General features: G+C 68.2%; 18 protein-coding genes. 11 read left to right on the forward strand and 7 right to left on the reverse strand.

Going from position 1 to position 18594, the window contains the following annotated elements; all coding sequences use genetic code 11:
• Positions 1-131 precede the first annotated feature (131 nt).
• The 4 genes from ACSVC7_RS28305 to ACSVC7_RS28320 are packed head-to-tail and all read left to right on the forward strand — an operon-like array spanning position 132 to position 4034.
• Positions 132-722, forward strand: coding sequence for a TRAP transporter small permease (locus ACSVC7_RS28305; protein ID WP_448207835.1), 591 nt, complete (start codon positions 132-134; stop codon positions 720-722).
• Entirely contained in the window at positions 719-1999 is a 1281-nt protein-coding gene (locus tag ACSVC7_RS28310; protein WP_448207836.1) for a TRAP transporter large permease, read from the forward strand. The genes ACSVC7_RS28305 and ACSVC7_RS28310 overlap by 4 nt, the downstream gene beginning before the upstream one ends.
• Before the next feature lie 35 nt (positions 2000-2034).
• Complete coding sequence (locus tag ACSVC7_RS28315; protein ID WP_448207837.1) at positions 2035-3252, forward strand: CaiB/BaiF CoA transferase family protein; 1218 nt, start codon at positions 2035-2037, stop codon at positions 3250-3252.
• Complete coding sequence (locus ACSVC7_RS28320; protein WP_448207838.1) at positions 3249-4034, forward strand: enoyl-CoA hydratase/isomerase family protein; 786 nt, start codon at positions 3249-3251, stop codon at positions 4032-4034. The genes ACSVC7_RS28315 and ACSVC7_RS28320 overlap by 4 nt, the downstream gene beginning before the upstream one ends.
• 125 nt (positions 4035-4159) lie before the next feature.
• Here the strand turns inward: ACSVC7_RS28320 and ACSVC7_RS28325 are convergent, their stop codons facing one another.
• Together ACSVC7_RS28325 and ACSVC7_RS28330 are read right to left on the reverse strand one after the other, a co-directional pair.
• Positions 4160-5293, reverse strand: a complete 1134-nt coding sequence (locus tag ACSVC7_RS28325) for a TAXI family TRAP transporter solute-binding subunit (protein WP_448207839.1) — start codon at positions 5291-5293, stop codon at positions 4160-4162.
• A 10-nt stretch (positions 5294-5303) separates the two neighbouring features.
• Entirely contained in the window at positions 5304-6269 is a 966-nt protein-coding gene (locus ACSVC7_RS28330; protein ID WP_448207840.1) for a hypothetical protein, read from the reverse strand.
• 366 nt (positions 6270-6635) lie between these two features.
• On the opposite strand from ACSVC7_RS28330, the gene ACSVC7_RS28335 reads away from it, so the two are divergent.
• From ACSVC7_RS28335 to ACSVC7_RS28350, 4 genes are all read left to right on the forward strand, one after another.
• Positions 6636-7172 (forward strand): ankyrin repeat domain-containing protein, encoded by a 537-nt coding sequence (locus ACSVC7_RS28335; RefSeq protein WP_448207841.1) that lies wholly within the window; start codon positions 6636-6638, stop codon positions 7170-7172.
• Positions 7173-7175: 3 nt separating this feature from the next.
• Positions 7176-7772 (forward strand): NUDIX domain-containing protein, encoded by a 597-nt coding sequence (locus ACSVC7_RS28340; protein WP_448207842.1) that lies wholly within the window; start codon positions 7176-7178, stop codon positions 7770-7772.
• Positions 7773-7874: 102 nt separating this feature from the next.
• Positions 7875-8189, forward strand: a complete 315-nt coding sequence (locus tag ACSVC7_RS28345) for a hypothetical protein (RefSeq protein ID WP_448207843.1) — start codon at positions 7875-7877, stop codon at positions 8187-8189.
• A 54-nt stretch (positions 8190-8243) separates the two neighbouring features.
• A complete protein-coding gene (locus ACSVC7_RS28350; RefSeq protein ID WP_448207844.1) occupies positions 8244-8678 on the forward strand; it encodes a hypothetical protein in 435 nt (144 codons plus the stop codon).
• Here the strand turns inward: ACSVC7_RS28350 and ACSVC7_RS28355 are convergent.
• The 4 genes from ACSVC7_RS28355 to ACSVC7_RS28370 all read right to left on the reverse strand — a co-directional run bounded on the left by ACSVC7_RS28355 (position 8666) and on the right by ACSVC7_RS28370 (position 11394).
• Positions 8666-9787 carry a DUF8744 domain-containing protein gene (locus tag ACSVC7_RS28355; protein WP_448207845.1) on the reverse strand — a complete coding sequence of 374 codons (1122 nt, stop codon included), beginning with the start codon at positions 9785-9787 and terminating at the stop codon, positions 8666-8668. The genes ACSVC7_RS28350 and ACSVC7_RS28355 overlap by 13 nt on opposite strands.
• The gene (locus tag ACSVC7_RS28360) at positions 9762-10160 is read right to left on the reverse strand and encodes a metal-sulfur cluster assembly factor (protein WP_448207846.1); all 399 of its coding nucleotides are present in this window, start codon (positions 10158-10160) and stop codon (positions 9762-9764) included. Before ACSVC7_RS28360 ends, ACSVC7_RS28355 begins: the two co-directional genes overlap by 26 nt.
• A 332-nt stretch (positions 10161-10492) precedes the next feature.
• Positions 10493-10771 (reverse strand): cytochrome C oxidase subunit IV family protein, encoded by a 279-nt coding sequence (locus tag ACSVC7_RS28365; protein ID WP_448207847.1) that lies wholly within the window; start codon positions 10769-10771, stop codon positions 10493-10495.
• A gap of 11 nt (positions 10772-10782) precedes the next feature.
• A complete protein-coding gene (locus ACSVC7_RS28370) occupies positions 10783-11394 on the reverse strand; it encodes a cytochrome c oxidase subunit 3 family protein (protein ID WP_448207848.1) in 612 nt (203 codons plus the stop codon).
• Between the two features lie 355 nt (positions 11395-11749).
• Between ACSVC7_RS28370 and ACSVC7_RS28375 the strand changes: the two genes are divergently transcribed.
• A complete protein-coding gene (locus ACSVC7_RS28375; RefSeq protein ID WP_448207849.1) occupies positions 11750-13615 on the forward strand; it encodes an ABC transporter ATP-binding protein in 1866 nt (621 codons plus the stop codon).
• Positions 13616-13637: 22 nt separating this feature from the next.
• Here ACSVC7_RS28375 and ACSVC7_RS28380 read toward each other — a convergent pair whose 3' ends face one another.
• The gene (locus tag ACSVC7_RS28380) at positions 13638-15029 is read right to left on the reverse strand and encodes an MFS transporter (RefSeq protein ID WP_448207850.1); all 1392 of its coding nucleotides are present in this window, start codon (positions 15027-15029) and stop codon (positions 13638-13640) included.
• Positions 15030-15323: 294 nt separating this feature from the next.
• Here ACSVC7_RS28380 and cyoA point away from each other — a divergent pair, with 294 nt between their 5' ends.
• Together cyoA and cyoB are read left to right on the forward strand one after the other, a co-directional pair.
• Positions 15324-16556, forward strand: a complete 1233-nt coding sequence (gene cyoA, locus ACSVC7_RS28385; RefSeq protein ID WP_448207851.1) for a ubiquinol oxidase subunit II — start codon at positions 15324-15326, stop codon at positions 16554-16556.
• 35 nt (positions 16557-16591) lie between these two features.
• Complete coding sequence (gene cyoB / locus ACSVC7_RS28390; protein ID WP_448207852.1) at positions 16592-18589, forward strand: cytochrome o ubiquinol oxidase subunit I; 1998 nt, start codon at positions 16592-16594, stop codon at positions 18587-18589.
• Positions 18590-18594: the final 5 nt, after the last annotated feature.

Raw genomic sequence — 18594 nt, forward strand, 5'->3', positions numbered from 1 at the left:
CGCAAAGCATAGCGTCGCATCGGTCGGCCCTCCCGTCAGCCGACGCTCTATGAATCACGCATTCCGCCCGCTGGGAATCCCCTAACTGACGACACGCCCTAGCCCCGGCCCTCCTGCCTGGAACATGCCGCATGGACACCATCCGCACCGGATTCGAACGGCTACTGGAAATCATCGTCGTTCTCCTCGTGGTCGGCCTGTCGCTGATCGTCTGCGCCGGCTTCCTCTTCCGCGCCGTCGGCCACTCGCTCGTCTGGTACGACGAGGTGGCGAGCATCGGCCTGTGCTGGCTCACCTACTACGGCTCCGCTCTGGCAGCGCTGAAGGGCGCGCACATCGGCTGCCCGGAGGTGGTCAACCTGATGCCGCCGCGCTGGCGCGTCGTCGCCACCATCGTGGCCGAGCTGTGCGTCTTCGCCTTCTTCGGGATCCTCGCCTGGACCGGCATGGAGGTGCTGGCGATCCTTGAAAACGACCGCATGGTCAGCCTGCCGTGGGTGCCGCTGCGCGTCACGCAGTCGGTCATCCCGATCGGGGCAGCACTGGTGATCCTGGCCGAGGCGCTGCGCCTGCCCCAGGCCATCGCCGAGGCGCGCGGGGCCGGCTTCGCCGACGCCGAAACCAAGGAGGCGCAGATGCACGCGGCCAACGCCAACCGCACCACCAATCCAGCAGCGCCGGGCACCGTGCGCGGCACCCTGGGCGGGAGTGCGCCGCGATGACCATGGGCTTCATGCTGTCCGGGATGCTGGCGCTGGTGCTGCTGAACGTCCCGATCGCCGTGGCGCTGGGATTGGTGGCGACCGTCACGATCCTGATCGCCCAGGGGCCGGACATGCTGCCCAACGTGGCGCTGGTGATGTTCGAGGGCGCCACCAACTTCCCACTGCTGGCGGTGCCGCTGTTCATCCTGGCCGGCGCCATCATGAACGCGTCCAGCATCTCGCGCCGGCTGGTGGCCTTCGCCACGGCGCTGGTCGGCTTCGTGCGCGGCGGCCTGTCGATGGTGTCCATCGGCGCCTCGCTGTTCTTCGCCGAGATCTCCGGGTCGGCGGTGGCGGACATCGCCGCGCTGGGCAGCATCCTGATCCCCGCCATGAAGCGGCGCGGCTATTCCAAGGAGTATGCGGCGGCGGTCTGTTCCTCCTCCGCCAGCCTCGCCGTCATCATCCCGCCATCGATCCCGATGATCCTCTACGCGGTGATGTCCGGCACGTCGGTGGTGAAGCTCTTCGTCGCGGGCATCGTGCCCGGCCTTCTGGGCGCCGTTGGGCTGGCCGGCACCGCCTATTATCTGGCGGTGCGCAACGGCTTCCCGGTCGAGGAGCGCTTCCAGGTGACGCGCGTGGCGGAGACCTTCAAGGACGCCATCTGGGCGTTCCTGCTGCCGCTGATCATCCTGGGCGGCATCTTCGGCGGCTTCGTCACCGCGACGGAGGGGGCGGCCCTGGCCGTGCTGGCGGCGCTGTTCGTCGGCGTGGTCATCTACCGCGAGCTGAACCTGCGGAAGCTGTACCGCGCCTGCATCGAGGGCGGCATCCAGACGGCCGTCGTGATGCTGCTGGTCGCCGCGTCGGCGCTCATCAGCACCTTCCTGACGGAGGCGCAGCTGCCCCAGGCGCTGGCCCACGCCATCACCGGGTTGACCACCAACACGTATGCGGTGCTGGCGCTGCTGAACGTCGCCTTCCTGATCCTGGGCATGTTCCTGCATTCGGCGGCGGCGATCATCCTGGTGGTGCCCATCGTCATGCCGCTGGTGGTCCAGTCCGGCATCGACCCGATCCACTTCGGCCTGATCGTCACGCTGAACCTCGCCATCGGCCAGCAGACGCCGCCGGTCGCCAGCGTGCTGATGGCGGCCTGCTCCATCGCGCGCGCGGACATCTGGTCCACGACCCGCGTGAACCTGTGGTTCATCGGCGTGCTGGTTCTGGTCCTCCTGCTGTGCACCTACGTGCCGGCGCTCTCGCTTGGGCTGGTCAACCTCTTCTACTGAGACTCCCCCTCCCGACACTCCAAGGACACGCATCGATGCTGCACAAGGACGGCAAACCGGCGGGCGGGCCGCTCGCCGGGATCAAGGTGGTGGAGCTGGCGCACATCATGGCCGGGCCGGTCTGCGGGCTGATGCTGGCGGACATGGGCGCCGACGTGGTGAAGGTGGAGAAGATCCCCGGCGGCGACGACAGCCGCCGCATGGTCCCGCCGACCATCGACGGCGAATCCGCCGCTTACATGATGATGAACCGCAACAAGCGCGGCCTCGCGCTCGACCTGAAGACCGCGGAGGGCAAGGAGGTGCTGCGGCGCCTGATCGCCGGGGCCGACGTGGTGATCGAGAACTACCGGCGCGGCACCATGGAAAAGCTGGGCTTCGGCTATGACGCCATGCGCGCCGTCAACCCCGGCATCATCTTCTGCGAGATCTCCGGCTTCGGGCGCAGCGGCCCGCTGGCCGACCAGGGCGGCTTCGACCTGATCGCCCAGGGCATGAGCGGGCTGATGAGCATCACCGGGGAGGGGCCCGGCCGGCCGCCTGTGAAGGTCGGCGCCCCGGTGACGGACATCACCGCCGGCCTGCTGGGCGCCATGGGCGTGATGGCGGCGCTGGTGGAGCGGCAGACGACCGGCCAGGGGCAGCGGGTCGACACCTCCCTGTTCGAGGCCGGGATCATCCACACCTACTGGCAGTCGGCCATCCGCTTCGCCACCGGCGTCAGTCCGGGACCGATGGGATCGGCGCATCCGCTGAACGGCCCCTATCAGGCCTTCCCGACCGCCGACGGCTGGATCAACATCGGCGCCGCCAACCAGACCAACTGGCTGCGCCTGACCGAAGCGCTGGAGGCCCGCCACCTGCAGGAGGATCCGCGCTTCGCCGACAACGCGCGGCGCATGACGCATCTGGGCGAGCTGGAAGCCCTGCTGTCCGACATCCTGCGCCGCCGCCCGACCGCCGACTGGATGGCCGTGCTGGAGACGGCGGGCGTTCCCGCCGGCCCGGTCCTGACCATCGCGGAGATGCACGAGCTCCCGCACACCAAGGCCCGCGCCATGGTGGTGGAGGTCGAGCACAGCCGCGCCGGCCCGGTCCGGACGCTGGGCCTGCCGGTCAAGTTCTCCCGCACCCCCGGCGGCGTGCGCAACGCCGCGCCGACCTTCGGGGAACACAGCCGCGCCATCCTCGCCGAACTCGGCTACGACGCGGCCAGCATCGACGCGCTCGCCGCGTCCAAGGTGGTGGCATGAACATGTCGCAGGAACTGCTGTTCGAGGTGCGCGACGGCATCGCCCGCGTCACCTTCAACCGTCCGCAGGCGCGCAACGCCCTGACCTTCGCCATGTACGAACGGCTCGCCGAGATCTGCGCGGAGGTCGACGCTTCCCCGGACGTCCGGGCGATGCTGCTGACCGGCGCGGGGGACAAGGCCTTCGCCGCGGGAACCGACATCTCCCAGTTCCGCGCCTTCGCAACGCCCGAGGACGCGCTGGCCTACGAGGCGCGGATCGACCGCGTGCTGGGCGCGCTGGAGCGGTGCCGGGTGCCGACCATCGCGGCCATCGCCGGCGCCTGCACCGGCGGCGGGGCCGGCATCGCCGCGGCCTGCGACCTGCGCATTGGTGCGGCGAACGCCAAATTCGGCTTTCCCATCGCGCGCACGCTTGGCAACTGCCTGTCCATGGCGAATTACGCGCGGCTGGCCGCGCTGATCGGGCCGTCCCGCGTCAAGGACATCATCTTCACCGCGCGGCTGGTCGAGGCCGAGGAGGCGAAGGCCATCGGCCTTCTCGGCGAGATCGTCCCCGACCCGGCCGAGCTTCTGCCGCGCGCCGAGGAACTGGCGCGCACGGTGGCCGCCCACGCCCCGCTGACGCTGCGGGCGACCAAGGAAGCCCTGCTCCGCCTGCGGGACGGAGCCGAGCCCGGCTCGGGCGAGGACCTCATCCTCCTGTGCTACATGAGCGAGGATTTCCGGGAGGGCATGGACGCCTTCCTCAACAAGCGCCCGCCCCGCTGGCGGGGAAAATGACTGATACGGTTGGAAAATGATCGCTTCCATCATTTTCCAACCGTGAAACCCGGCAGATCAATGCGTTAGCATTGATTGAAAGGGTCATACCGGCGGCGCCTTCAGGTGCCGGCGGTATGATTTCGTCATTGCGGCTGGCTTTCCCTCCACCGGATGAAGTCTTCCACCAGCCGGTCGCGCTCGCTGGGCTTCAGGCCGGGCGTGCGCTGCTGCACGAACGTCTTCAGGCTTTCGCGCATCTCGGCCGTGAGCGCGGGCTGCTGCGGCTCGCGGTGCCCGTTCAGCCAATCCTCGGCGGCCTTGAACCGCTTCCAGCCCCCGCCAACGGTGGCTTCAAGGTTCACCTCCCGCCATTTCGGGTGGCGCTGCGGCTTCTGGAACTCCTCGATCTTCGAGAAGAAGGCGTCGATGAAGCGGGCGATCCGGCGATAGCGGTCGGTGCGTTCGGGCCAGTTGTAGGTGGCCAGAATCGTGCCCACGGCGATGGTGCTGACCGTCTCGCCGGGCTTGACCAGCTTCGGGTAGTCCTCGCTGGAGAGCGCCGCCGGGAAGTAGTTCTTCATCAGCGGATCGGCGTAGGGAATGTCGAGGAAGTGAAGGCCCTCGTCACTGATCGAGGCGACCACCGCCACGGGCTTTGCCGCGACCGACACCATGGCGGCGATCTCGCCGGCCTTCAGCATGTTGATCGCGGTCGGCTGGTCGACGTTGACCGGCTCCACCTTGATGCCCAGCCCGTCGAACATCATCCGGCCGGACGAGTCGGTTCCGCTGCCCGCGACGTCGAAGCTGACCTTCTTGCCCTCAAGCTGGCGGTAATCGGTGATCCCTCGCGCGGCGATGACGTGAAGCTCGTCGTTGAACAGGCGCGCGACGTAGACCAGCTGGTTTTCGATGTTGCGCAGGCGGGGATCCTGGCGAAGCTGGTCCATCGTGTCGGTGCGCACGAAGCCGAGGTCGATCCCCTTGAGGAAACGCACATCGTAGGCGTTCTGCCCCGCGCCTTTGCCGAGCACCGGGAGAACGCGCAGATCGTCCCCGTTGTCGAGCACGAAGGCCATCTCGCTGGCCATGCGGAAATAGGTGCCCCCCGGCGTGCCCGAGATCACGGCGACGGTGTTCGCGTTCATGCGCTCGGTGAGCGAGGGCTCAGCCTCCGTCACGACGTGGCGAGATTGGGACTGGGATGCGGACTGGGCCTCGGCCGTGACGAGCATCGCGGCGCTCGCCAGCCCGGCGATGAGGAACAGCGTCTTCATGGGCAGTCTCCTACTTGCGATGGGCGGCCAGCCAGGCGGTCAGTTCCTTCAAGGGCCGTTCCGCTTCACCGACGCCGTTCTCCATCGCCTCCCGGTACCAGCGCATGGCCTGTTCGGGATCGGGAGAGAGCCCGCGCACATGCAGCCGCTCGTAAACCACCGGGTCGTGGGTCCTGCCCAGCGCCAGGGCCGCCGGCGCGCTTCCGCCGGACGCCGCCCGCTGGTAGAAAAGCCGCGCCCCGGCCAGATCGCCTTGCGCGAACAATTCGTCCCCGCGCTTCAGGAGCTTCTGTGCGGAAGCGGTCTCCGACGGTTGCGGCTTGGGAACGAGGCTGCGCAGCGCGAGCGCGTCCGCGGTTACGGAGTTCGCCGACTGCTCCACGCTCCGGGCGGTATCCCGGTCTCGATGTTCGCTCGACCCGGAGGTGCCCTGCGGTGAATGCACCGGCACGTCCAATTCAACAGTCCGCTGGCTGACCCGGCCGTCGCTGTGCTCGCTGATCGCGGTGATGCTCAGCCTTGCCGTTCCGACATAGTCCGGCGGAAGCGTGATGGCGAGATCGGGCAGCGCTTCGAGCGGCACCCTCCAGGTGCCGTTGCCCAGGTCCTGCCCCTGCGAAAGCGTGGCGTTGGGCGGGATTTGCGCGATCTGCACGTAGGTCGGGGGAGGCGGGCGCGCGTTCATGCTGATCGGCGGGCTGGCGACCACGACCAGCGGCGTCGCCATGCCGGCCCAGCCGGGCATGGCCTGGGCGGCCAGATAGGGAACGACGAACGGGTCGTCCGGCTGCGCGGGATTGCTGAGCGGCGCCGCTTTCCCGGCGTCCCGCCTGTCGTCGCCTGTCCCCTGGCCCAGGGCGTCACTCAGCATCATGGCCAGCGTCATGGGAAGGGCGAGCAGGACCGTGGCGGCGAGCATCACCCGATGCCTCTGCATCGGCGAAGGAAGCAACGGCGTGAAATGGACGTCTCGCATGGCGACGCCTCCCCGAATATTTCATTCTTATTTTTTATGAAGCCTGTTTTATTGGCGTTCTTGGCAACGCATCCACGCCAGACTCTAGTGCCGACGCAGCGGATCCGAAATCACACTTAGTGGTTGCGCGTCGACTGTTTGCACCGATGTGATTAACGCTTCGGTGCCGGACACATCCGCAAAGGAAATGATCACGAACTCGGCCAGGAGAGTCGGGCGACGCAGTCCGACACCGGCTTGGCGGGGCCGCTCCGCGCGCCCCGCACGGAGCCGCCGTGCAGGCGCCCTGTGACGAACGCGACGCCCCCCTGTTCCACGCCAAGGCCTATTCCAACGGTTCGGGGTACTGGGCATGGGGTGCGGGGAATGAACGCTGGCGCGTCGAAATCTTTGCCGACTTTGGACGAGGACACGCTCGCCTTCGTCGGGCGCGTGTTCGGCTACGCCCGCGGCGGCCACGTCGGCGAACTGGCCGACCTGCTGGAACGGGGGCTGCCGGCCAACCTCCGCAACGAACGCGGCGACAGCCTGCTGATGCTCGCGGCCTACCACGGGCATGGCGACGCCGTGCGGGTGCTGCTCGACCATGGCGGCGATCCGAATCTCGAAAACGACCGTGGCCAGCTGCCGCTGGCGGCAGCCGCCTTCAAGGGCAGCGAGGAGGCCGTGCGCCGTCTGCTCGATGCCGGTGCCCGCGTGGACGGATGCGGCCCGGACGGCCGCACGGCCCTGATGATGGCGGCCATGTTCGGCCGCACCGCGATCGTCGAGCTGCTGCTGGCGCGCGGCGCGGATCCCGGCGCCCGCGATGCCGCCGGTTACACCGCCCTGGACGCCGCACTGGCGATGGGCGCGGCGGAAACGGCGGAACAGCTGGAGCGACGGCAGTTGGAGCAACGATAGCCCATGCCCACGGACGAGACGCGCAATCCCTGGCGAACGCTGGGCTCGCGCACCGCCTTCGAGAACGACTGGATGCGGGTCGTGGAGGACGACGTGATCGACGCCGCGGAGCGGCGCACGACCTACGGGGTGGTCCGGGTCAAGCATCGCGGCGTGGCGGTCCTTCCCATCGACCGGCGCGGCTGCACGCGGCTGGTCGGCCAGTTCCGCTACCCGCTGGGCCGCTATCTCTGGGAAATCCCGAAAGGAAACGGCGAGCCCGGTGAGGCGCTGGAAGCGGCGGCACGCCGCGAGCTGGCCGAGGAAACGCGGCTGGCGGCGCACCGCTGGCTGGCTCTTCCGGCGCTGGAAAGCTCGGTCGGGCTGTCGGACGAGCGCGTGGCGTTCTTCGTCGCGTGGGATCTGGACTGCGACGACGACGCCGAACCGGATGCCCAGGAGGAGCTGGCGGTGCGCCGTCTGCCCTTCGCCGAGGTGGTCGGGCTGGTGGACCGGGGGGAACTGACCGACATGGTCAGCGTGGCGCTGGTCCTGCGCGTCAGCCGCATGATCGACCTTGGCACGCTGCCGCCGGAATTGCAGGCGCGCCTCACCCGCTGAAGCTCGCCCGGTTGACGGGTTGGGTCCATCCGCCCGCGCCGGGCGTTGTCTGTTGAAAAAGCGTTGTGTTCCGGAAAAGGCGGCTGGAGAAGGCATCACCGAATGGCAAGCTCGTTGCACGACGCTGTCGCCTCCTGGCTGGAGACCTTCGACGTGCTCTGCGACCGTCGCGACGCGGGACCTTATGCGTGTCTGCGGGACGGCCTGTCGGATCTGGTGCTGATCGCCGAAGCGGCGGAGCCGAGTGTCCTGCGCGACGCGGTGCTGGCCTTGGCCGAAGGCTACGACGATCTGGCCGTGCTGGCCGCGGCCGGGCTCCGGCTGTCGCCGCAGACGCGCACCGCCGCGGTCGAGCGCGTGCTCCACCGCTTCGACGCGGTGGCGAAGCTCGTCGAGGAGCGGAGACCATCATCTTGACTGAGCGCCCTGACTGGAACTCCGGGCGCGACGGGAGGTAAGGTCGTCGCCATCATGCCCTACGACGCCACCCCCTACGACAACACCATGTTCGACCAGGACGACCACGACCGCGAGCTTCCGCCGAACGCCGTTCTGCGCACCGGCGGCCCGCGGTCCGTGCACCACCTGCTGCTCGCCCTGTCGCCGGAAAACCCGGTCTACCTGTACGCCGATCCCGCCGACGCCGGTGCGGCGATCTATTTCCAGGAGGCTCGGGAAGTCTGGCAGTCCATGCCCGGCGAGGATGGCTTGCGGTGGCGCTGGTTCGTCGCCGCGCAGGGCCGCATCGTGGAGGCGGCACCCGGCAACGTTCACGGCCTGCGCAGCGCCACCCCCGTCGCCCTGACGGTGACGTGGTACACGCTGCCCGACCGCGACAGCGTCGGCCGCGTGCGCCAGGCGTTGCGCGTGATGGGGGCGACCTGCGCGCGCGGTCAGGCGGCTTGACCGCTCCGAACCGCCGTTAGCATCAGGGCGGCGAAGACCACGATCGCAACCGCGTTCCCCAGCCCGGCGCAGGCGCGCATCTCCGTCCATTGCAGGACATCGGCCAGGATCCGCAGCAAAAGCGAGGCGTGCAGCATGGCGATGTGCGCGTAGAAGACGGGGCTGTAGGGCACCGTGACCTTCAGCAGGGCCGGCAGGATGATCGGCGCGTGGGCGAACACCATGGTCAGCACGAAGCCCAGGAACACCGCGTGCAGCGCCGCGTCCCGGAGAAACGGCGCATCCCCCGCCCCTCCCCACATCGCCAGCATCCCCGCGACGCCCAGCCAGGCGTAGCCGCCGAGCAGGCAGACGGCGACGTAGCGGGTCAGGCCGCTCTGCCGGACGGTGCGGCGCGCCACGTCGAAGCTGCCGAGCCACACCGCCATGGCCAGCAGACCCGGCCCGACCGGAGCCAGCGCGCCGTCGTACAGCAGCGCGGACAGCGCGATGCCGCCGAGCAGGAGCGTCCCGGCCGCCAGGAACAGCGGCGTCCGCCCCGGCAGGGGCTTCAGGAGCCGGCTGAGTTCCAGCCGCTCCCCGGTGATGACCAGAACGAGGAAGCCGATCCACCAGGGCACCGCAGCACCCAGCGGGAAGCCGGCCAGCCACAGCAGGTTCCCGGCCAGCCAGCAGGCGCAGCTACCCGCCAGGACCGCGCTGTGCAACGCCGGCGACAGGCGCAGCATCGCCAGGGCGTTGACCAGCAGGACGGCGGAGGCCGCGACGAACAGCACCACCGGCAAGACCACCGGCATGCCGCCCAGGAGCAGCAGCCCGGCCGCGCCGGACAAGACCGGGGCCAGATAGCCCCAGCCGCGCCCCAGCGCCACCGCGCGCTCCAGGCCGATCACGGTCCCGAACAGCGTGGACACCATGAGCGGGCCGTGGTGGAGCGTCAGGTCGGCGGCCTGGACCGGCAATTCCACCCCAAGCCGGGCGAGCCCGCCGGCGATGCCGGTCACCATGCCCGCGATGGCGAGCGCCAGGATCGGCGCGCGCGCCAAGCGGCGCGACCGAAGGTCCGCGGACGGCGAGACGCCGTCACCAGCCAAGTTGCCCGCGCGCATGATCGCTCATCATCGAAGGAGTCCAGCGCGGCTCCCACACCAGCCGGACCGTCACGTCCGCCAGATCGGGAAGGGCTTGCGCGATGGCCGCCCGCGCGTTTTCGACCACGGTCTCGCCCAGCGGGCAGGTCGGCGTCGTCAGGGTGATGTCGGCCTGCACCGCCTCAGCCGTGGCGTGAATGGCGTAGACGAGGCCGAGATCCACGATGTTCAGGCCCACTTCGGGATCGTTCACCGTGCGCAGCGCCTCGCGGACGACCTCGCCCCGTTCGGGGTCTGACGGGGTCGCGTCGGCACCGTCCGGCCGGCCCTGCGGCTCACGCCCCGGGGCTTCACCCTTCGTCCAGGGGGACAGATATCGCTTCCAGTTCATGGCCATCCGCTCCGGACCCGCACCGGGTCGCATCGTTGTGGATTCATGAATAAGCCAGGACGCCCTGCGACACCTTGACGATCATCAAGCGCCGGGTCTGCGGGGGCATTCCTACATTTTTCTGATGCGGCAACACGTTGACACTCCTTATTTTTTCGTCATCCCCGCGAAGGCGGGGATCCAGACGCCCGTCTGGGCGTCACATGAGTCAACCGTTGACTCATATCGCCGCTGATCGCGGCTCATGCTGGATTCCCGCTTTCGCGGGAATGACAAAAAAACTATGCACATCAACGAAATACTGCACAGGCGTGATGCGTACTCCGCAGCGCTCAGCGCAGGACCCCAATCGCGTAGGCGCCCAGGATGGCCGCGCCGACCACCAGCAGATAGGCCACCAGTACGGACCGCCAGCCCCGGCCGGCGCCGTGCAGGCCCATGTAGTGGGTGAGGATCTGCCACCCCTTGGTGATGGTGACCGCCACGACGGCGGCGGCGCTCGCCAGCCCGAGGGTCTGGCCGTGCCCGCCCCCGCCCACCAGCATCGTCACGAGGGTCAGCCCCACCAGAATCGCCCAGCTCCGCAGGAGCACGGTCATGGTTGCGTTCATCGCCGGTCTCCTCAGCGCAGCACGTACAGAAGGGGATAGAGGACGATCCAGACCAGATCGATCATGTGCCAGAAGGCCGCCCCGGTTTCGAGATTCTCCACGTCGTCGTGGAAAGCCACGATGACCAGCACAATGATGCCCATGACCACATGCAGCGCGTGGAAGCCGGTCAGCAGGTAATAGAGCGTGTAGAAGTTTCCGCTGTCGAGCGTGAAGCCGGCGCCAAGCGTCGCCGAATACTCGATCCCCTTGATGACGAGAAAGAACAGGCCGATGGCAGCGGCCCCCACGAACAGCCCCCGCGCCCGCAGCCGGGCCCCGTCGCGCGCCGAAGCGACGCCGGCAGCGGCGAGGAAGCCGCTGGTCACCAGCACGATGGTGTTCAGCCCGCCCAGCGTGGGGTTCAGGTGCGCCTGACCGGCGGCGAAGCCGGCCGGGTCGAACAGCCGGGCCACGGCAAAGCCGATGAAGGCGACCGCGAAGACCGCCAGCTCGCTCAGGATCAGGATCCACATCATCGGGTGGCCGGGCAGCCCCGCCAGCGGATCCCCGCCCGTAGCCTCCAGAACGCCCGAATCGTCCGTGCCCAGATCATCCGTATAGGCGCTGTCTGCCGCTGACATGGCTTCGATCTCGATTTTCCAATGGCTCGATGGAACGGACCGGATAGTTGACCAAAATGGTCGGGATATCCTTGACCGCGATCAAGCGGGAGGGCCAAGCGGGAGGGCCAAGCGGGGCGCGCCCGGCCCCCGCGCCCGGCCCCCGCGCCCGGCCCCCGCGCATGGGACCTGTGCTGCCGGCAGAGGGCCTTCGACGGCGGGCGCACCCATGACGGATAAGGGTACTCACTTTTCGGGATGATCTTGGGAACCGGCACAGGGAAGTCGAGTTGGTGTTTATTATATCCCTGACAGAGTGGTGATGCCGCCGAAAGGGGACGCGCCCAAGCAAGCGTGCAATCGAAAGACCGAAGACATGCCGGAAAAGTCGCTGCCGAGCGCCATCTACGGGCGCGCGCTCAGGGAAGCTCGTCCCTGGTACCCGCAGCTGGGCCTCATCATCGCGCTCGGCCTGCTTGCGACGCCCATCGCTTTGCTTGCGCCCATTCCGGTCAAGATCATCATCGACAGCGTGCTCGGCAACAAGCCGCTGCCGTCCTTCATGGTGCGCTGGCTGCCGGCGGAGCTGATCGCCGACAAGGACGCGGTGCTGTATCTGTGCCTCGGCTTCGGGATCCTGATCGCGCTGCTGACCGCGCTGCACGGCGTCGTGGAATGGCTGTACCGCGAGGCCGTGGCCGACCAGATGGTCCGCCGCTTCCGCGCCAAGGTGATGGGCAAGGCGCTGGAGCAGGCGACCTCGCGCGACGCCGGCCGGGGCGTGGCCGATCAGGTCTTCCGCGTCAGCCAGGACGCCCCGGCGCTTCAGGCCATGACCATCTGGGGCGTGATCCCGCTGGTCACCAAGACGGGCTCGATCCTGTGGGTCGTCTGGATCACCGCCCTCATCAGCCCGCAGGTTGCCGCCGTCGCGCTGGCCACGGCGGTGCCGCTGATTATCCTGATCGTGCTGAAGCAGCGCCCGCTGTGCGACCGCTGGCACCGCGTGCGCGAACTGGAGAGCCGGCTGACGCAGCTCGCCTACGAAGTCCTCGGTGCGCGCCGCGTGGTGCTCACGGCCTGCCAGGAAGAGCACGAGGTGCAGCGCCTGATCGACCAGGGCCGCGCCTGCTTTCACGCGCGCATGGCGGTCTTCCTGATCGACGCCGGCTTCCGCGTGGCGCTGACGGCGGCGGTCGGGGTGGGCACCGCCGCCATCCTGTTCATCGGCGTGCGCGACGTGCAGGGCGGTGCGCTCAGCGTCGGCGACCTCATCGTGCTGCTGGCCTACATGACCCAGCTCTACGACCCGCTGAAGGCGATCGCGGAGCACATCATCGCCCAGCAGCACTCCTTCGCCTGCGGCGAGCGCGCCTTCGCGCTGCTGGAGGCGCCGCCGGCGATCCCCGAGAAGGCCGACGCCCGGCCGCTGCCGCGCGCGCGGGGCACCCTGTCCTTCGACCGGGTCGGCTTCGCCTACGAGGACGGACCCGCGGTGCTGCGCGACGCCTCCTTCACGGTGCGGGCGGGCACCTGCGTCGGCATCGTCGGCCGCACCGGATCGGGCAAGAGCACGCTGACCAACCTGCTGGTCCGGCTGATCGACCCCACGGCCGGCTCGATCCGGCTGGACGGCCGGGATCTGCGCGACTACCGTCTGTGCGACCTGCGCCGGCAGTTCGCGATCCTGGAGCAGGAACCGTCCCTCTTCTCCACCACCATCGCGGAGAACATCGCCTACGGCCGCCCCGACGCCACGCGCGCGGAGATCGAGGAGGCCGCGCGGCGGGCGCACGCCCACGACTTCATCCGCGCCCTGCCCGACGGCTACGACAGCATGGTCGGCGAGCGCGCGCTGACCCTTTCGGGCGGCGAGCGCCAGCGCATCGGCCTGGCGCGCGCCTTCCTGAAGCAGGCGCCGATCCTGATCCTGGACGAGCCGACCAGCGCGCTCGACAAGGAGACCGAGGCCGCCATCACCGACGCCATCGAGGAGCTGATGCGCGGGCGCACCACCTTCATCATCGCGCACCGCCTGTCCACCCTGCGCCGCGCCGACCTGATCCTGCGCGTCGAGGACGGCAGCCTCCTGGTCGAGCGCCGGGGCAATCTGGCGGCGGCGCTGGAGATCGCCGAGGCGGACCAGGGCACGGCGGCGGCCGGCGGCCGGGTCATCGACGCCGCCCGCTGGGCGCAGCAGCACGGCAAGCCGGCACCGCTGCGCACGTCGGACTCATTGTAAGCCCATCAGCGGGGTAAGCCCGTCAGCGGGAGCGGGGCGCCAGATTACGGCCGGGCGAGTTGGGACCCATGGACCGGTTGTCGGTCCCGCCGCCCTCCCCCGTTTCCAGCTTGTTGAACAGCAGCGCCGCCAGGGTGCAGACCGCGCCCGACAGCAGATAGGCGCCGACCCAGCCCAGCCCGAACCGGCTCGACAGGCCGAGCGCCACCAGCGGCGCGAAGCCGGCCCCGGTCAGCCACGACAGGTCGGAGGTCAGGGCGGAGCCGGTGTAGCGGTAGCGGATCGAGAAGTTGGACGACACGGCTCCGGCCGCCTGACCGAAGGACAGGCCCAGCAATCCGAAGCCCACCAGGATGAAGGTGGTCTGCCCGGATGCCCCGCCGCCCAGCAGGAACGGCGTCACGGCGCTGAACAGGGCGATGGCGCCGGCGCAGATCGCCAGCAGGGGCCGGCGGCCGATGCGGTCGGCGATCAGGCCGGACAGGAGGATGCCGACCGCCCCCACCACGGCCCCCGCGGCCTGCACCAGCAGGAACTCGCCGGCCGGCCGCTGGGAGAACAGAGTCACCCAGCTCAAGGGGAAGATGGTCACCAGATGGAACAGGGCGAAGCTGGCCAGCGGCACGAAGGTGCCGATCAGCACGAAGCGCCCCTGGGCCGTGAACATGTCGGCGACGCTGGTCGGCTCAAGCTCCCGCTGTTCCAGCAGGTTGGAGAACTCGTCGGTGACGACCAGCCGCAGCCGCGCGAACAGAGCCACCACGTTGATCGTGAAGGCCACGTAGAAGGGGAAGCGCCACCCCCAGCTGAGGAAATCCTCCGCCGGGAGGTTGATGACGAAATAGGCGAACAGCCCGCTCGCCAGCAGGAAGCCGAGCGGCGCGCCGAGTTGCGGCATCATCGCGTACCAGCCCCGGCGGTTGCGCGGCGCGTTCAGCGACAGCAGCGACGCCAGCCCGTCCCACGCCCCGCCCAGCGCCAGCCCCTGCCCCACGCGGAAAATGCCGAGCAGCGCGATGGCCGCCACGCCGATGGTCTCATAGCCGGGCAGGAAACTGATCGCCGCCGTGGAGATGCCGAGCATCAGCATCGCCACCGTCAGCTTGACGCCACGCCCGTAGGCCTCGTCCACCGCCATGAAGATGATCGACCCGACCGGCCGCGCGATGAAGGCCAGGGAAAAGACGATGAAGGAATAGAGCGTCGCCGTCACCGGCTCCGCAAAGGGGAAGAACAGGCGCGGGAAGACGAGGACCGAGCCGATCCCGTAGACGAAAAAGTCGAAGAATTCAGCCGTGCGCCCGATCACGACGCCAAGCGCGATCTCGGCCGGATCCACGTGATGGTCGGTCGACACCAGCCGCGCGTCGCGCTCCAGCGGTGTCGAGGTCGGCGTTCCGGGATGTACGCTCATCGACGTTGCTTCGCTCCACACTTTCCATAGGCCGGGCCGTAAGCCGGGCCATAAACCGGGGCCGCCCCCACATAATCGGTGCCGGGCCGGGCTGTCGCTGCCGGAGGCACATCAGCCCAACAGGCCAGAGGCCGGGCTTGTGCCCATGTCCAAAGGCAAGGGCACAAAAATCGATCTCCGCGGTTAATCCAGCGGGTGCGCCGACCACGATCCGTCGGGCGCCCGCCGCACACGCTCGCCCAGCCGTCCTGCTGCCGGGCGGGATATCGAACGCAACGCATGGGAAGCGCTCCGGTGCCCCACCACAGCCGTCCTCACGCCCCGCGCGCCCGCCGCCGGCTCCGCGCGGCCGGGGCCTTGGTCCTTCTTCCGGTGTTCCTGGCCGGGTGCAGCGCCGTCGTCCTGGATCCCTCCGGCGACGTGGCCGTGCAGCAGCGCAACCTCATCATCACCTCCACGGTGCTGATGCTGCTGATCATCGTGCCGGTGATCGCGCTGACGCTGCTGTTCGCGTGGCGCTACCGCGAGCAGAACACCAACGCCGTCTACGATCCGGAATGGCACCACTCCACGCGGCTGGAGGTGCTGATCTGGTCGGCGCCGCTGGCGATCATCATCGCCATCGGGGCGATCACCTGGCTCAGCACCCACACGCTCGACCCCTATCGGCCGCTGACGCGCCTCGACGCGTCGCAGCCCCTGCCGCCGGGCGTGAAGCCGATCAACGTGCAGGTGGTCGCGCTCGACTGGAAATGGCTGTTCTTCTACCCGGACCTGGGCATTGCCACGGTGAACGAGCTGGCGGCCCCGGTGAACGTGCCGGTGTCCTTCAAGATCACCTCGGCGACCGTGATGAACTCCTTCTTCATCCCGGCGCTGGCGGGGCAGGTCTACGCCATGGCCGGCATGGAGACGAACCTGCACGCCGTGATCAACAAGGAAGGCATCTACAACGGCTTCTCCGCGAACTACAGCGGATCGGGCTTCTCGCACATGAACTTCAACTTCCGCGGCCTCAGCCGGGAGGGCTTCGACCAGTGGGTGGCGAAGGTGAAGGGCTCGGGCAAGCCGCTCGACCGCGCCACTTATCTCCAACTCGAACGGCCGCAGGAGGACGCGCCCGTCCAGTATTTCGCGAGCGTGGAGAACGGCCTCTACAACGCGGTCCTGAACATGTGCGCTCTGCCCGGCAAGATGTGCGTCGCCGAGATGAACCACATCGATTCCATGGGCGGCGCCGGCCGGGAAAGCCGGGAAAACAAGGAACGCCTGCAATACGACAACCGCCTGCTGCAGGAGGGCCACGAAGCGCCGGCCGCGACCAACCCGGCGTCGGGGCGCCCGCCGCGCGGCGGCGGTGACGGCGACGTCCAGCCCGAGGGCATGCGGTCCCGGCCCCTGTCGCCCGCCGTGAACCAGCCGGTCCACGGACCAAACCCGACACAGGGCCACGCGATGCCCGGCGCGCCGGACACCTCCGCACCGGCGCAACTCAACAACAAGACCGATGGCGAGCCGTCGAAATAGCCGGCCGTTCGCGACAATCGGAACGGGAAAATCCGATGTTCTCAAACCTTGATCTCCAGACCTTCCTCTTCGGGCGGCTGACCTGGACGTCGATCCCCTATCACGAGCCGATCCTGATCGCGACCTTCGCCATGGTCGCGCTGGGCGGCATCGCGGTGGCCGGCGCGATCACCTATTTCCGCGCCTGGGGCTATCTCTGGCGCGAATGGTTCACCAGCGTCGATCACAAGAAGATCGGCATCATGTACGGCATCCTCGCCATCATCATGCTGCTGCGCGGCTTCGCCGACGCCGTCATGATGCTGACGCAGAAGGCCATCGCCTTCGGCCCGAACGAGGGTTACCTGCCGCCGCACCATTTCGACCAGGTGTTCACGGCGCACGGCGTGATCATGATCTTCTTCTTCGCGATGCCCATGGTCACCGCGGTGATGAACTACGTCATGCCGTTGCAGATCGGGGCGCGCGACGTCGCCTTTCCCTTCCTGAACAACTTCAGCTTCTGGATGACCGTGGGCGGCGCCGTGCTGACCATGCTGTCGCTGTTCGTGGGCGAGTTCGCCCGCACCGGCTGGCTGGCCTACCCGCCGCTGTCCGGTGCCGACTTCAGCCCCGGCGTCGGCGTGGACTATTACATATGGGGGCTTCAGGTCGCCGGCGTCGGGACGACGCTGTCGGGCATAAACCTGATCGCGACCATCGTGAAGATGCGCGCGCCGGGCATGACCATGATGAAGATGCCCATCTTCACCTGGACGACCTTGTGCACCAACGTGCTGATCGTCGCCGCCTTCCCGGTGCTGACCGCCACGCTCGCCCTGCTGTCGCTGGACCGTTACGTGGGGACGCATTTCTTCACGAACGACCTGGGCGGCAACCCGATGATGTACATCAACCTGATTTGGATCTGGGGCCACCCGGAGGTGTACATCCTGATCCTGCCCTGCTTCGGCATCTTCTCGGAGGTCACCTCGACCTTCTGCGGCAAGCGGCTGTTCGGCTACGCCTCGATGGTCTACGCGACGGTGGTCATCACCATCCTCTCGTACCTCGTGTGGCTGCACCACTTCTTCACGATGGGGTCCGGGGCCAGCGTGAACGCCTTCTTCGGCATCACGACGATGATCATCTCGATCCCGACGGGGGCCAAGATCTTCAACTGGCTGTTCACCATGTACCGCGGCCGCATCCGGTTCGAGGTGCCGATGCTGTGGACCGTCGGCTTCATGGTGACCTTCGTGATCGGCGGCATGACCGGCGTGCTGCTTGCCGTTCCGCCGGCGGACTTCGTGCTGCACAACAGCGTGTTCCTGATCGCGCATTTCCACAACGTGATCATCGGCGGCGTGGTGTTCGGCCTGATGGCCGGGATCTACTACTGGTTCCCGAAGATGTTCGGCTTCCGGCTGGACCCGTTCTGGGGGCGGATGTCCTTCTGGTTCTGGCTGGTCGGCTTCTATTTCGCCTTCATGCCGCAATATGTGCTCGGCCTGATGGGGGTGACGCGGCGGCTGAACCACTTCGAGGACTTCTCGCTGCAGCCCTGGTACCTGGCCGCGACCTTCGGCGCCTTCCTGATCGCGCTGGGGATCGGGTCCTTCATCATCCAGATCGTGGTGAGCGTCATGAGGCGTGAACAGCTGCGCGACGTGACCGGCGACCCGTGGCACGGGCGGACCCTGGAGTGGTCCACGACTTCCCCGCCGCCGTACTACAACTTCGCCTTCACGCCGATCGTGCACGACCAGGACGCGTGGTGGGACATGAAGCGGCGCGGCCATACCCGCCCGCGGGACGGCTACCGGCCCATCCACATGCCGAAGAACACCGGGGCCGGCGTGATCCTGGCGGGCTTCAGCACCGTGCTGGCCTTCGCGCTGATCTGGTACATCTGGTGGCTTGCCGCGGCCTCCTTCATCGGGCTGCTGGCGACCGCGATCGGACACACCTTCAACTACCGGCGGGACTACTACATCCCCGCCGAGGAGGTCATGAGCGTCGAAAACGGACGCGCCCCCATGGCTGCGGAGTAGGCGAA

The sequence above is a fragment of the Azospirillum mesophilum genome (genome assembly GCF_053470405.2).